The sequence below is a fragment of the Microvirga subterranea genome (assembly GCF_003350535.1).
In the GTDB taxonomy this organism is placed as follows: Bacteria; Pseudomonadota; Alphaproteobacteria; order Rhizobiales; family Beijerinckiaceae; genus Microvirga; species Microvirga subterranea.
This window is the reverse complement of record NZ_QQBB01000004.1, coordinates 301,146-315,993: the sequence shown is the minus strand read 5'-3', so window position 1 is coordinate 315,993 and position 14,848 is coordinate 301,146. Positions and strand designations below refer to the sequence as shown.

The following is a 14,848-nucleotide window of genomic DNA, read 5'->3' as shown; positions in this document are numbered from 1 at the left end:
CGTGAAAGCTCGCTTGGGAGGAAGGGTCGACGAAAACTAGTTCTTGGCCTGCGCATGCGCGCGCACGATCCGGGCGAGGCCGGCGATGAGCGCCTCGCGAGGAGCGCGCACCTGCGTGGCGATTCCGTGGCGGGCCAGGGCATGGATGTAGAGATCCGCGCGCGGCGCATCCGCCAGGATGGTGACGGAAGCCGGCTTGCCGAACTGGGACAGCGCCCCGTTGATCTCGTCGCCGGTGAGCAGGCCCGACAGGTAGGGCGCCAGCAGGCCGGTCGCCATGTGGCCCGATACGACCGCGGCGCGCGCGCCGAACAGGAGATGCAGCAGGCCGACCCGCCTCTCACCGGTGTCGCCGCCGTTGCGGGCAGCCGCGTCGAGGCCGAGGTCGAACCCCTTTGGATCCTCCGGCTCCGTCGCCGGCCGGCCGATCATCGAATGCTCGCGCAGGAGCGCGTACATCTCGCCGGTCATATAGGTGGCGAAGCGCTGCACGCGGCCGCCGCGCATCTCGATCCACTTGGGATGCGTGCCGGGCGAGCACACGATGCCGTCCTCGACGCCGGAGCCGAGCACCAGCGTCTCCTCTCCGCGCATGACGTCGTAGGCGCCGGGCGCGGGCTCGCAGGTGAGCCCCGGCACGATATGGGCCTTGCGCCCGTTCTCCAACTCGACCGGGATCATGGCCGCAGCGACGTCCGCGGGTCCCGCCGGGCAGGACGCGTAGGGCGCCATGACCCAACCCTCGCGGCTGCCGACCATGCCGACGAGCAGCACCGGCGCGTCGGGCTCCGCTTCGAGCCACCGGCCGCACTGGCGCATGAACACGTCGCGGTGCTGGCCCGATTGCAGCGCCGAGACGCCTTCCTCCGACGAGACCTCGTCGATGATGGTCTCGTTCTCGACGAGATATCCGCGAAACCGGGTCGTTCCCCAATCGGCGACGATGAAGCGCAAGGCTGGCAATCCCCTGGTTCGATGCGAGGGCTTAACCGGAGGGGCGCTCAGCGCGTTCCATACATGCGGTCGCCCGCATCGCCGAGGCCGGGGACGATATAGCCGTGATCGTTGAGATGACTGTCGACGGCGGCGGTCCAGATATGCACGTCGGGATGCGCGCCACGCAGCTTCTCGATGCCTTCCGGCGCGGCGAGCAGGCAGACGAAGCGCAGGTCCTTCGCGCCGCGCTCCTTGAGGCGGTCGATGGCGGCCACGGCCGAGTTCGCCGTGGCGAGCATGGGATCGAGCACGAGCACCATGCGGTCCGCGAGGTCGGACGGAGCCTTGAAGTAGTACTCCACCGCCTGCAGCGATTCAGGATCGCGGTAGAGGCCGATATGGGCGACGCGCGCGGCCGGAACCAGCGTCAGCATGCCGTCCAGGAATCCGACGCCGGCGCGCAGGATCGGCGCGAAGACGAGCTTCTTTCCGGCGATCTGCACGCCTTCCATTGCGGTCATCGGCGTCTCGATCTCGATCCGCTCCACCGGCAGGTCGCGGGTGACCTCGTAGCAGAGCAGCATGCCGATCTCGTTGAGGAGCTGGCGGAAACCCTTCGTGGAGCGCTCCTTCTCCCGCATCAGCGTCAGCTTGTGCTGAACGAGCGGATGATCGACCACGGTCACGCCCTGCATGCTCCGTCCCCCTGTCATGGTTGAGTGCTGATTCATCTAAAATACCGTTCCGTCGCTGATGATCGTGAGAGGGGGCGCGCCGCCCGGCCGCCGGTCCTTGGCCAATCTGCGACCCGTCGCCCAGGTGCCGCCTTCCAGCACCTTGGCGAGCGGAAAATCCTCCGCCTTGAATCCCAGCTTGGCCCTGATCGGTTCGGCAATGCGGTCAAGAAGCGCGACCGTCAAGGCCCGCCATTCCACCACCAGGGTCGAATCGACATTGTGAGGGCGGTCGGCATCGGCCGGATCCTTGAGGGACAGAACGCCGGAATCAAGGAAAAGGCCGCCGTTGCGGTATTCGGGCAGGCCCGTGAGCCCGTCGACGTCGACGACTCTGAAGCCCGCCCATTCCAGCGGCTCGATGAGCGAATAGGCGAGCCATTGCGAGAGCTTGTGGAACGGGATCAGCCCGTTAGTGGCATCCGGCGCCTCGACCAGAGGATGGCGCCAGGTATCACCGAGATCGATCCCGCCGAGGGTGATGCGGCCCGGCCAGATGGGGCCGAGGTAGGTCAGCAGGGCGTCGAGGATCGCGGTCGCCCTGATGGTGTCGTCCTCGGCGGTCGCGGCGACCACGTCGAAGAGGCCGCCCGGGCGCGGGTCATCGTGCTGGCCGAAGATGTCGGGATTGACCGCCACCGTGCGACCGAGGCGGTTGAGCAGGGCGGCGCGGCCTTCGAGGCCGACGAGCGGATTGTCGGCGGAAACCTGGAAGCCCTCCGCCAGATCCTCCGGCCTGAGGGTGAGCAGCACGTCCGCATCGACCCGGAACGGGTCCTCCGGCCGGCTCGAGAAGGCGCCGCCGATGAACATATCGAAGCTCGCGACCGCAAGGCCTTCAGAGCGGGCGAAGGTCTCGCCCGTGCGGCCTTCCTCGTAGCGCCACTGCGCACCTGCGCCCGCGTCGAGCAGGACGGACATGATGGCGAGGTCGAAGGCGGAGCGCGCCATGGCGCCCGCATCGGTCCACGGCGCTCCGCCCATCACCGCCTCCCAGCGGTCGTAGCCTCCGGCCGAGAAGTGGCGCCAGCGGGCGTGGAACGGAATGTCGAGGGACGGATAGGCTTCGCGGATCGTCGCCACCACCTCGTCCGCGCAGGCGTCCAGCCGGTCCGGGTGCACCGTGAAATGCCGGAGGCGGCCTTCGAGCCCATGCTGCAACAGCTGATGGGAGCGCTCGCGCACGGCCTTGGCCGACAGGAGGCTGCGGGCGGCTTCTGTCTCGGGGGAAAGGTTCTGCTGATCCGTCACGCAAGGCCTCGATGCTCTCCGGGGAGAAGCGTTAGCACAGAGTTCGGCGCCGCAGCACTCCGGCGCGGCGCCGTTTGTCGAGAAGGTTAAAGTTAAAACCGCTCGAGGTCGCGGCCCTTCACCTGCTCCAGCGAGGACGCGTCGGGCGCGCCGTCGGGCGTGTAGTAGCCGGCGGCCTTCTTGGCCTCCAGCTCCACCTGCGCATCGGGCGGCACCAGCTCCGGCGGGATCGGCACGCGCTCGACGACCTCGATGCCGGATCCCGTGATGGCGTCGTATTTCATGTTCGACATGGACATGAGCCGGTCGATGCGGCGGATGCCGAGCCAGTGCAGCACGTCGGGCATGAGCTGCTGGAAGCGCGCATCCTGAACGCCCGCCACGCATTCCGTGCGCTCGAAATAGGTCGAGGCGGAATCGCCGCCTTCCTGCCGCTTGCGGGCATTGTAGACGAGGAACTTGGTGACCTCGCCGAGTGCGCGGCCCTCCTTGCGGTTATAGGCGATCACGCCGACGCCGCCGGCCTGCGCCTCGCGCACGCATTCCTCGATGCCGTGCACGAGATAGGGGCGGCAGGTGCAGATGTCAGAGCCGAACACGTCCGAGCCGTTGCATTCGTCGTGGACGCGGCAGGCGATCCTGCGCTTCGGGTCGCTCAGGCCCGCCACGTCGCCGATTATGTAGACGGTTGTGTTGCCGATCGGCGGCAGGAACACGCTCATGTCGGGACGCGTGACGAGTTCCGGGAACATGCCGCCGGTCTGCTCGAACAGGGTGCGGCGCAACTCGCCCTCGGAGCAGCCGAAGCGCGCCGCGATGCCGGGCAGGTACCAGACCGGATCCACCGCCACCTTTGTGACGGAGATGTCACCCGACTCGTGCAGGACGCCTCCGTCGGCCTTGAGGCGCTTCAGCCCCATGGCCGAGAGGATCTCCGGCATGTTGAGGCGCGCCTTGGTGACCGCGATGGTGGGGCGGATGTCGATGCCGCCGGCGATCTCGTCCTTGAAAACCTGCCCGACCATGTGTCCCCACGGATCGAGGGACACGATCTTGCCGGCTTCAGACCATTGCGGATGGGGGCCGATCTCGGCGGTCGGGTGCGTGTTGTGGAGGTCGGGTCGCGTGACCGGGTTCAGGGCGCGGGCTGAGATGGCGAGCGCCCGGTAGAGCGAATAGGACCCGCCATGGGCCCCGATGACGTTGCGGTCGGCCGGGTTGGTCACCGACCCGATGATCGGACCGCGCTCCCGCGGGTCGGCGGCGCCCCATTTGATCGGGTGGCGGCTCGTAGCGGCGGACGGTTCGGGATGGGAGGTAAGCCGGATATGGGTCGAGCGGTTGGGTGAGCTCATCAAAACATCTTCCACGCGTGAACGGGAAGACTCCCCATGGACCGTCCGGAGAGTCTCCTTACGATCTGGGTAAGACTGATCCAAAGTTGCGGTGCCGTCAATCGCCGGGAAGCGGGGCCGTTCCTGAGCTAGAGCCAGGATTCTCCCTTGCCGGACGAGCGCACGCCCAGATGGGCCAGAACCGTGGCGCCGATATCGGCGAAGCTGGCGCGCCGGCCGATGGAGCCTGCACCGACGCCCGGCCCGAAGCACAGGATCGGGATGTGCTCCCGGGTGTGGTCCGTGCCGTGCCAGGAGGGGTCGTTGCCGTGGTCGGCCGTGACGATCACGAGATCGCCGTCCCGCAGGGCCGTCTCGATCTCCGGCACGCGCCGGTCGAAGGCTTCGAGAGCCGCCGCATAGCCCGGAATGTCGCGGCGGTGGCCGAACTCGCTGTCGAAATCGACCAGGTTGGCAAAGACGAAGCCGCCATCCGCTAAGTCCCGCATGGCCTCGATCGCGGCCGACAGGCAGGCGTCGTTGCCGTTCGGCTTGATCTCCCGGCCCGTGCTGCGATGGGCGAAGATGTCGCCGATCTTGCCGACAGTGACGACGGCGCGGCCTTGCTGCGCGAGGACGTCCAGAATGGTGTCGGAGGGCGGCGGCGTCGCGAAGTCCTTGCGGTTGCCGGTGCGCTTGAACCCGGCTTCGGGCGAGCCCAGGAACGGCCGGGCGATCACGCGGCCGATCTTGTACGCGTCGCAGAGCTCGCGCCCGATGCGGCAGAGCTCGTAGAGGCGTTCGAGCCCGAACGTCTCCTCGTGAGCGGCGATCTGCAGCACGCTGTCGACGGAGGTGTAGCAGATCGGTTTGCCGGTCCGCATGTGCTCAGGCCCGAACGCGTCGATGATCTCGGTGCCGGAGGCGTGCTTGTCGCCGAGGATGCCGGGCAGCCTTCCCCGTTCGATCAGCGCGTCCGTCAACTCCTTGGGGAAGGACGGGATCGTGTTCGGGAAATAGCCCCAGTCGAAATCGACCGGGACGCCCGCGATCTCCCAGTGGCCCGAGGGCGTGTCCTTGCCTTTCGAGGTCTCGACCCCGTAGCCCCAGGCGCCCTTCAGGGCGCTGCCCGAGGCAAGGTTCGGCGGCATGCGCCCCGTCGAGGCCTCGCAGGCGAGGCCGAGGCCGAAAGCCGCCATGTGGGGCAGGTGGAGCGGTCCCTGGCGCAGTCCCGGCCGGTCGCCGCGGCCGGCCGCGCAGGCTTCCGCAATGTGGCCGAGGGTGTCGGCTCCGGCGTCGCCATAGGCGGCCGCATCCTCGGCGCCGCCGATGCCGACGGAATCGAGAACGATGAGAAGCGCGCGGGGCATGTGATCAGTCCTTCAGTCCACCGGGAACCACGGGTGATACGCCATTACGACCCGCGAGGCGACCCCCCGGTCGTGCGAGGGTGCCCCCCGTGCCTGTGACCGTGGCGGTCGTGCTCGTGATCGTGGGGATGATCGTGGCCGTGGTCGTCGAGCGGGCACTCGTGAGGATCCACATGTCCCTCGGCGGCGTGGATCTCGATCTGGATCGTGGAATGCCCGATCCCGAAGTGCTGTTTCAGCTCCTGCTGGATCTCGGCCAGGAAGCGGTCGCCGGGATGCCCGTCGGGCATGACGAGGTGCACGGTCATGGCCGTTTCCGTCGTGCTCATGGCCCAGACATGGAGGTGATGGACCCGGCTCACGCCTGGCCGCCCCTCCAGCATCCTTCTGACGTCCGGAACCGAGACCCCGCGCGGCACGCCGTGCAGGGACAGCGTCAGCGATTGGCGCAGAAGATCCCATGTGCTCCAGACGATCACGCCGGCGATCACGAGGCTGAGGAGCGGGTCGATCCATGTGGCTCCGGTCCACAGGATGGCCGCGCCCGCGAGCACGACGCCGAGGGAGACGGCCGCATCCGCCACCATGTGCAGGAACGCGCCGCGGATGTTGAGGTCGTCGTGGCTGCCTTTCATGAACAGGAAGGCCGTGAAGCCGTTCACGAGAATGCCGATGGCGGCCACCACCATCACGGTGCCGGCCGCCACCGGCGCGGGCTCGATCAGGCGGCTGATCGACTCCCACGCGATGCCGCCGACGGCCACGAGGAGCAGCAGGGCATTGAACAGGGCCGCGAGGATCGAGCTCGACCGCAGGCCGTAAGTGAAGCGGTCGCTGCGCCTGCGCCGGGCGAGCAGGGCCGCGCCCCAGGCGATGGCGAGGCCGAGCACGTCGCTCAGGTTATGGCCCGCATCCGACAGGAGCGCCATGGAATCCGCAAGGATGCCGTAAACCGCTTCGATCGCCACGAAGCCCAGATTGAGCGTGATCCCGATGAGGAAGGCGCGGCCGTGACCCACGGCATGGGAATGTCCGTGACCGTGGTGGGAATGGTCTTTCGAGTGCGAATGTGCGTGCATGGTGTGACTGGGGTGTTCTATTGCCGGACGGCGTTGGACGCGACCGTCTCGAGGTTGAAGGCCGCGGCGAAGAGGGCGCGGGTGTATTCCGTCTTCGGTTCCGCGAAGATGCTCTCGGCCGAGCCTTCCTCGACGATCCTGCCGTTCTGCATCACCACCACGTGGTTGGCGAGCGCGCGCACGACCTTCAGGTCGTGGCTGATGAACATGTAGGCAAGATCGCGCCGCTTCTGCAGGTCGCGCAGCAGCTCCACGATCTGCGCCTGCACCGACATGTCGAGGGCGGAGGTGGGCTCGTCGAGCATGATGAATTGCGGCTCCAGCGCCATAGCGCGGGCGATCGCGATGCGCTGGCGCTGGCCGCCGGAGAACTCGTGCGGGTAGCGGTCCATGGTGGCCGGGTCGAGGCCGACGTCGTGCAGGGCGCGCGCGACCACATCGCGGCGCTCCGCATAGGAGAGCCCTTTGTCCTGGACGAGCAGGCCCTCCTCGACGATCTCCGCCACCGACATGCGCGGCGAGAGCGAGCCGTAGGGGTCCTGGAACACGACCTGCAGGTTCTTACGCATCGGGCGCAGCTCTTTCGAGCGCAGGCCGTCGATGCGGTTGCCGAGGAACACGACCGGGCCTTCCGACGCCACGAGGCGCAGGATCGCGAGCCCCAGCGTCGTCTTGCCGGAGCCGGATTCGCCGACCACGCCGACCGTCTCGCCCCTGCGGATGCGGACCGACACGCCGTCGACCGCCTTCACGTGGCCGACCGTCTTGCGGAAGAAGCCGCGCTTGATCGGGAACCACACCTTGATGGGGCCCGCCTCGACCACGACGGGAGCCTGGGTCGGAACCGGGTTGGCGCGGCCCTTCGGCTCCGCCGCCAGGAGTTTCTGCGTGTAGGGATGCTGCGGGTTGCCGAACACCTCCGCGACGGTTCCCTGCTCGACGATCTTCCCCTTCAGCATCACGCAGACGCGGTCCGCGACCTTCCGGACGATGCCGAGATCGTGGGTGATGAACAGCATGGCCATGTCGAGCCGGCTCTTCAGCTCGGCGAGCAGCTTCAGGATCTGCGCCTGCACGGTCACGTCGAGGGCCGTCGTCGGCTCGTCGGCGATGAAGAGGTCCGGCTCGTTCGCGAGCGCCGTGGCGATCATCACGCGCTGGCGCTGGCCGCCGGAGAGCTGGTGCGGATAGGCGCCGAGGCGGCTTTCCGCGTCGCGGATGCCCACGAGGGTCAGGAGTTCGAGGGTGCGGGCGCGTGCGTCCCGGTCGGACATGCCGCGATGGAGCTTGAGGATCTCGCCGACTTGGCGCTCGATGGTGTGGAGCGGGTTGAGCGATGTCATCGGCTCCTGGAACACCATGGTGATGTCGTCGCCGCGCACTTTGCGCATCTCGTCCTCGTCGGCGGCGATCAGATCCTTGCCCTTGAACAGGATGCGGCCCGACGGGTGATGCGCGGACGGGTAGGGCAGGAGCTTGAGGATCGACAGCGCCGAGACCGACTTGCCGGAACCGGATTCGCCGACCAGCGCCACGGTCTCGCCCTTCCGGAGGTCGAACGAGATGCGGTCGACTGCCAGCATGTCCTGCTCGCCCTGCCGGAAGGCGACCGAGAGATCCTGGACGGAGAGGAGCGGTTCCGTCATCGGAAGGCCTTTCTGGGGTCGAAGGCATCACGCACCGCCTCGCCGACGAAGATCAGCAGGCTCAGCATGAGGGCGATCACGAAGAAGCCCGTGAGGCCGAGCCAGGGCGCCTGAAGATTGGCCTTGCCTTGCGCCAGCAGCTCGCCGAGCGAGGGCGAGCCCGGCGGCAGGCCGAAGCCGAGGAAGTCGAGGGAGGTCAGCGTCGTGATCGAGCCGTTGAGGATGAAGGGCAGGAAGGTGAGCGTCGCGACCATCGCGTTCGGCAGGAGATGCTTGAACATGATGGTGGCGTTCGACAGGCCTAAGGCGCGTGCGGCGCGCACGTATTCGAAGTTTCGTGCTCGCAGGAACTCGGCGCGGACCACGCCGACGAGCGACACCCAGGAGAACAGCAGCAGGATGCCGAGCAGCACGAAGAAGCTCGGCGTGATGATCGACGAGATGATGATCAGGAGGTAGAGCGCCGGGATCGCGGTCCAGATCTCGATGAAGCGTTGGAAGAGCAGGTCGACCCAGCCGCCGAAATAGCCCTGCACGGCGCCCGCGAGCACGCCGATCACCGACGACACGCTGGCGAGCGCGAGGCCGAACAGCACCGAGATGCGGAAGCCGTAGATCAGGCGCGCCACCACGTCGCGGCCCTGGTCGTCGGTCCCGAGCCAGTTCCACTCGATGTCCTTGCAGCCGGTGCCGCCGGTGCGCTCCGCGATCGGGCGGCACTGCTCGTCGGTGAGCATCCAGGTCGGCGGGGCGGGGGCGGGGACCGGAAGGTCGAGGTTGTGCGTGTTGTAGGAGAAGCGGACCGGCGCCCAGAGCAGCCAGCCGTTCTCCTGGATCTCCTTGGCGATGACCGGATCGCGGTAATCCGTCTGCGCGAGGAAGCCGCCGAACTTCTCCTCCGGGTAATCCACGAAGGCCGGATAGAGCAGCTCGCCCTTGTAGGAGGCGAGGATCGGCTTGTCGTTGGCGATGAGCTCCGCGAAGAGGCTGAGCACGAACAGCACGAGGAAGATCCAGAACGACCAGTAGCCGCGCCGGTTCGCCTTGAAGTTCTGCAGGCGCCGCCGGTTGAGGGGCGAGAGGCGGATGAAGCCTTCGCGGGGCAGGGGCGGCGCGACGGGCGCATTGGCCGCGGGAGAGACGACGGGAATGGTCTCGTTCATCTCACGCCTCCCGCGTCTCGAAGTCGATGCGCGGATCGATCCAGGTGTAGGTGAGGTCGGAGACCAGGTTCACCAGGAGGCCGACGAGCGAGAAGATGTAGAGGTTGGCGAAGACCACCGGATAGTCGCGGTTGACGATCGACTCGAACGACAGAAGGCCGAGACCGTCGAGGGAGAAGATCGTCTCGATGAGCAGCGCGCCGGCGAAGAACGCCCCGATGAAGGCGCCGGGGAAGCCAGCGATGACGATGAGCATCGCATTGCGGAACACGTGGCCGTAGAGCACCTGTCGCTCCGACAGGCCCTTCATGCGCGCGGTCAGCACGTATTGCTTGCGGATCTCGTCGAGGAACGAGTTCTTGGTCAGCAGCGTCGATGTGGCGAAGGCCCCGAGCGACATGGCCGTGATCGGCAGCGCGATGTGCCAGAAATAGTCGAGCGCCTTGCCGGCGAGGGAGAGCTGGTCCCAGTTCTCGGAGGTCAGGCCGCGCAAGGGGAAGATCTGCCAGAACGATCCGCCGGCGAAGAGAACGATCAGCAGGATCGCGAACAGGAAGCCCGGGATCGCATAGCCGATGATGACCACCGCCGAGGTCCAGATGTCGAAGGACGAGCCGTCCCGCACGGCCTTCTTGATGCCGAGCGGGATGGAGATCGCATAGGACAGGAGCGTCATCCATAGGCCTAGGCTGATGGAGACGGGCAGCTTCTCCTTGATGAGCTCCAGCACCGAGATGTCGCGGAAATAGCTCTTGCCGAAATCGAAGCGCGCGTAGTCCCACAGCATCTTCAGGAAGCGCTCGTGGGCGGGCTTGTCGAAGCCGAACTGGGTCTCGAGCTGCTTGATGAATTGCGGGTCGAGCCCCTGCGCGCCGCGATAGCGCGACGAGGTCGACTCGGCTCCGCCGCCGCCGGGCTGTCCCTGTCCGCCCGAGAAGTCGCCGCCTCCGCCGGAGATGCGCGAGGTGGCGCCGGAATCCTGGCCCTGCAGCTGCGCGATGATGCGCTCGACCGGGCCGCCGGGGGCGAACTGCACGATCACGAAGGAGATGAGCATGATCCCCAGAAGCGTCGGGATCATGAGCAGGATGCGCCGCGCGATATAGACGAACATCAGGCGTCCGCCTGCGCGTGATCGGGGCGGCCGATGCGGCCGAGATGGGTGTCGCTGAAGCCGGAGGCGTATTTCAAGCCGTATCCTAACATGCGGTCAAACCCGATATGAGCAGCCCAAATGGCGGCGACGCCGAGGAGGCGGGCATCGCCGAGCAGCAGTCCGGTTCCGGCCAGCAGGGCGGGCCCGATGGTCGAATGAAGCGCATTGTAGACCACAGCGCCCACCCGCGGGCCAGCCCCGTAGGCGGCGAAGCTCACATCCGGCACGAAGAAAAGAACCCCGTAGAGCCACCAGGACAGGCTCGTGAGGTGAAAGCCGACGGTCGCAGCCGCGAGCAGCGCCAGGCCTTCGAAACGCAGCAGAAGCCGCGGAGCGCCCGCCACGGCGGCAATCTCGGGTCTCGTCCTCAAGCCTATCCCCGCCCGATCCGCTTCGCCTTCTCGGCATCGTACCACCAGGTTCCCGGCGCGCCCGAGCTGAAGCGCGGCTTCGTGTCCGGATGGGAGAACTGGTCCCAGAAGGCGAGCCAGTCGGCGGCCTTGAACCACATGGGAACCCAATAGTGGCCGGCGCGGAGCACCCGGTCCAGGGCCCGGCACGCGATGACGAGATCGGCCCGCGTCTTCGCCTGGGAAATGCGCTCGATCAGGGCGTCCACGGCCGGATCCGCGATGCCCGCGAGGTTGCGGCTCCCGGGCGTCTCGGCGGCCTTCGATCCGTAGATGATGCGAAGGCTGTCACCCGGCGTGGCCGAGCCGCCGAGATTGCGGCTCGCCATGTCGAAGTCGAACTCGTCCATGCGCCGCTGGTACTGCGCGGCATCCACGATGCGGGACCGCGCATCGATCCCGAGCCGCTTCAGGTTCGACTGGAACGGCTGCGTGTGCGGCTGCAGGGCCTGCTGGAAGTCGAGGAACTCGATGGTGAAGGGCTGCCCGTTCGGGAGCTTCAGCGCGCCGCCCTCGCGCTTGCATCCGGCCGCCCGCAGGAGCTCGTCCGCCCGGCGCAGCAGCTGGCGGTCCTGCCCGGAGCCGTCGGAGACGGGCGGCACCGGCGGCTCGCCGAACACGGTTGCGGGAAGCTTGTCGCGGAAGGGCTCGAGCAGCGCGAGCTCTTCCGGCGACGGCTTGCCCGTCGCCTTCATGTCGGTGTTCTCGAAATACGAGGTCGTGCGCTTGTACGACCCGAACATGATGTTGGCGTTCGTCCACTCGAAGTCGAAGGCGAGGCCGATCGCTTCGCGGATGCGCGGATCCTTAAAGGCGGCGCGGCGGGTGTTGAAGTACCAGCCCTGGATCGAGACCGGCGCCTCGTTGGCGATCTGCTCCTTCTTCACGCGGCCCTCGCGGAAGGCCGGGAAGTCGTAGCCCGTCGCCCAGAGCCGCGAGGTGTATTCCTCGTGGTAGTTGAGCGTGCCGTTCTTGAAGGCCTCGAACGCCACCGTGCGGTCGCGGAAATACTCGAAGCGGATCCGGTCGAAATTGTTCTGGCCCACATTCACCGGCAGGTCCTTCGCCCAGTAGTCCGGCACGCGCTCGAACTCGATGAAGCGCCCCTGCTCGAAGCGGGCGACCTTGTACGGGCCGGAGCCGAGCGGAGCCTCCAGGGTCGACGCCTCGAAATCGCGCCCCTGCCAGTAGCGCTCGGAGAAGATCGGCATCCCGGCGACGGTCAGATGCAGGTCGCGGCTCCGGTCGGGCGCGAGCCGAACGCGCAGGATGTCGTCCGCCTCGGCTTCGGCCGCCGTCATCTGGGTGAGGATCGAGCGGAAGACCGGATGGCCCTTCTCCTTCAGGACGTTCAGGGAAAAGGCCACGTCCCTCGCGGTCAGCTTCGAGCCGTCATGGAAGTGCGCCTCCGGGCGGAGCAGGAACCGGTAGGTCAGCTTGTCGTCGGAGACGCGCACGCTTTTCGCCACGAGGCCGTAGAGCGCATCCGGCTCGTCGCCCGATCCCGCCATCAGGCTGTCGAAGGTGCTGCCCATGCCGGCGGCGCCGTCGCCGCGCAGCACGAAGATGTTGAGGGTGTTGAAGGTGTCGAAGTTCTGGTTGCCGGTGGCCTGCTTGATCTGGACCGCCAGCGTGCCGCCCTTCGGGGCATTCGGATTGACGTAGTCGAAATGTTTGAAGTCGGGCCCGTATTTCAGGTCGCCGAAGCTCGACAGGCCATAGGTTTCCGTCTCGCCCCCCTCCTGCGCCGGCGCGAAGCGCGGAAACAGAGGAAGCGCTGCAACGGCCGCTCCGCCTTGCAGAAGGATCCTGCGTGTCGGCTTCCTCATCGCGGCGCTCCGGTCTTGGCGGCCCTGGCTTCGTCGTACCACCAGATGGTCGGGAAGGCGGCGCCGCCGTAGCGCGGCATCGCCTCCGGGTGGCCGTAGCGGTTCCACCGGGCCGACCGCTGCTTCAGGTAGGTCCATTGCGGGATGACGTAGTCGTGCGCGAGAAGGACCCGGTCGAGGGCCTTGGTGGCGGCGACCAGTTCGGCGCGGTCCTTGGCGAAGATCACCCGGTCGATGAGCGCGTCGACGCCCGGATCGGCGATGCCTGCGAGATTTCGGGATCCCTCACGCTGGGCGGCCTGAGATCCCCAGTACTCGCGCTGCTCGTTGCCCGGAGACAGCGACTCGGCCCATACGGTCGAGACGATGTCGAAGTCGAAGGCGCGGACGCGGTTGACGAACTGGACGTCGTCCACGGTCCTGACCGACGTGACGATGCCGAGCCGGTCCAGGGACGCCTTGTAGGGCAGGAACACGCGCTCGTCGTTGGGGCTGTCGCCAAGCAGCTCGATCGTCAGCGTCTCGCCCTTGGCGTTCACGCGCTGGCGGCCTTTCAGCTCCCAGCCCGCCTCGCGCAGCAGGCGGTCGGCCTCGCGCAGGTTGTTGCGGATCGTCTCGGGCGAGTCGCTGATCGGGTTCGTGTAAGGGGTGGTGAAGACCGAAGCCGGGACCTTGTCGCGGAGGCTTTCGAGGATCGCCAGCTCCTGGCCCTCGGGCAGGCCGGAGGAGGCGAGCTCCAGGCCGTGGAAGTAGCTGGCGATGCGCTCGTACTGGCCGGAGAAGATGGTCTTGTTGATCTCCTCGTACGGGAAGGCGAGGTTGAGCGCGCGGCGCACGCGCTGATCCTTGAACTTGTCGCGCCTCAGGTTCGGCACGAAGGCCTGCATGACGCCGGTGGCGCGAAGCGGAAACTCCTCCAGAACCACGCGGCCGTCCTCCCGGGCCGGGAAGTTGTAGCCGGTGGCCCAGTTGCGGGCGCTGTTCTCGGTGCGAAAGTCGATGCGGTCGCCCTTGAAGGCTTCGAGCAGCACCGTCGCGTCGCGGTAGTACTCGTAGCGGATTTCGTCGAAGTTGTTCTGGCCGACATTTACGTTGAGATCGGCGCCCCAGTAGTCCTTCACCCGCTCGTAGGTCGCGTTGCGACCGGCCTCGAAGCTCTTGATGCGGTAGGGGCCGGAGCCCAGCGGCGGCTCCAGCGTCGTCTGGGTCACGTCGCGCTTGCGCCCGTCCGGCGCGGTGCCTTCCCACCAGTGCTTGGGCAGGACGAGGAGCTGGCCCATGATCTGCGGCAGCTCCCGGTTGCCGGTCTGGTTGAACGTGAACTTGACCTCGCGCTCGGCCGTCTTCTCGGCCTTGGTTACGTTGGCATAGTAGAACGCGTAGGTCGGGCTGTTCGCCTTCAGGGTGTCGAAGGAGAAGATGACGTCGTCGGCGGTCACGGGCTTTCCGTCGTGCCAGCGCGCCTGCGGACGAAGCCTGAAGGTCACGAACCCGTAATCCTCCGGATAGGAGAAGGCCTCCGCCAGAAGCCCGTAGGACGTGCTCGGCTCGTCGAGGGACGCGGTGGTCAGCGTCTCGTAGACGAGGCCGAGACCCTGCTCGGGCGAGCCTTTGACGCCAGCGACCGCAATGTTGAAGCTGTCGTAGGTGCCCTGGGCTCCGAGCCTGACGAGGCCGCCCTTCGGGGCATTCGGGTTCACGTAGTCGAAGTGCTTGAAGCCCTCCGGGTATTTCGGCTCCTCCAGAAGGCCGGCGCCGTGCCGCCATCGGGCTTCCTGGGCTGCGAGTGGGGAGGACGCCAGACACGCGGCCAGCAAGCTCGACAGTAGAATGCGGATCAAAAGGCGTCTCCCGGGCGAGGCGTCTGTCAGGTCAGGTACATTTTTGTCCAGAAGCGGACGAGCGCAAGGGACAACGCGCAAAAGAAAAGCCGGGCTCCA

12 protein-coding genes are annotated in these 14,848 nt (G+C 67.1%); all 12 read right to left on the bottom strand.

Annotated features, from left to right (window positions below; genetic code table 11):
* Positions 1-36: 36 nt before the first annotated feature.
* The gene (locus DES45_RS12280; protein WP_170151479.1) at positions 37-954 is read right to left on the bottom strand and encodes a 2-dehydro-3-deoxygalactonokinase; all 918 of its coding nucleotides are present in this window, start codon (positions 952-954) and stop codon (positions 37-39) included.
* 47 nt (positions 955-1,001) lie between these two features.
* Positions 1,002-1,631 carry a uracil phosphoribosyltransferase gene (gene upp / locus DES45_RS12275; protein ID WP_173947654.1) on the bottom strand — a complete coding sequence of 210 codons (630 nt, stop codon included), beginning with the start codon at positions 1,629-1,631 and terminating at the stop codon, positions 1,002-1,004.
* 36 nt (positions 1,632-1,667) lie between these two features.
* Positions 1,668-2,921, bottom strand: a complete 1,254-nt coding sequence (locus DES45_RS12270; protein WP_114770289.1) for a URC4/urg3 family protein — start codon at positions 2,919-2,921, stop codon at positions 1,668-1,670.
* A gap of 92 nt (positions 2,922-3,013) precedes the next feature.
* Positions 3,014-4,276: a GTP cyclohydrolase II gene (locus DES45_RS12265; RefSeq protein WP_114770288.1), complete on the bottom strand. Its 1,263-nt coding sequence runs from the start codon at positions 4,274-4,276 to the stop codon at positions 3,014-3,016.
* 128 nt (positions 4,277-4,404) lie between these two features.
* A complete protein-coding gene (locus DES45_RS12260) occupies positions 4,405-5,625 on the bottom strand; it encodes a phosphopentomutase (RefSeq protein WP_114770287.1) in 1,221 nt (406 codons plus the stop codon).
* Between the two features lie 44 nt (positions 5,626-5,669).
* On the bottom strand, positions 5,670-6,704 hold the full coding sequence (locus DES45_RS12255; protein ID WP_114770286.1) for a cation diffusion facilitator family transporter: 1,035 nt from the start codon (positions 6,702-6,704) through the stop codon (positions 5,670-5,672).
* Positions 6,705-6,721: 17 nt separating this feature from the next.
* Positions 6,722-8,350 (bottom strand): ABC transporter ATP-binding protein, encoded by a 1,629-nt coding sequence (locus DES45_RS12250; protein WP_114770285.1) that lies wholly within the window; start codon positions 8,348-8,350, stop codon positions 6,722-6,724.
* Complete coding sequence (locus DES45_RS12245) at positions 8,347-9,513, bottom strand: ABC transporter permease (protein ID WP_114770284.1); 1,167 nt, start codon at positions 9,511-9,513, stop codon at positions 8,347-8,349. The genes DES45_RS12250 and DES45_RS12245 overlap by 4 nt, the downstream gene beginning before the upstream one ends.
* A gap of 1 nt (position 9,514) precedes the next feature.
* Positions 9,515-10,627, bottom strand: a complete 1,113-nt coding sequence (locus DES45_RS12240) for a microcin C ABC transporter permease YejB (RefSeq protein ID WP_114770283.1) — start codon at positions 10,625-10,627, stop codon at positions 9,515-9,517.
* Complete coding sequence (locus DES45_RS12235; RefSeq protein ID WP_210272119.1) at positions 10,627-11,040, bottom strand: DUF4260 domain-containing protein; 414 nt, start codon at positions 11,038-11,040, stop codon at positions 10,627-10,629. The genes DES45_RS12240 and DES45_RS12235 overlap by 1 nt, the downstream gene beginning before the upstream one ends.
* 2 nt (positions 11,041-11,042) lie before the next feature.
* Positions 11,043-12,908 carry an extracellular solute-binding protein gene (locus DES45_RS12230; RefSeq protein ID WP_114770281.1) on the bottom strand — a complete coding sequence of 622 codons (1,866 nt, stop codon included), beginning with the start codon at positions 12,906-12,908 and terminating at the stop codon, positions 11,043-11,045.
* A complete protein-coding gene (locus DES45_RS12225; protein ID WP_114770280.1) occupies positions 12,905-14,749 on the bottom strand; it encodes an extracellular solute-binding protein in 1,845 nt (614 codons plus the stop codon). Before DES45_RS12225 ends, DES45_RS12230 begins: the two co-directional genes overlap by 4 nt.
* Positions 14,750-14,848: the final 99 nt, after the last annotated feature.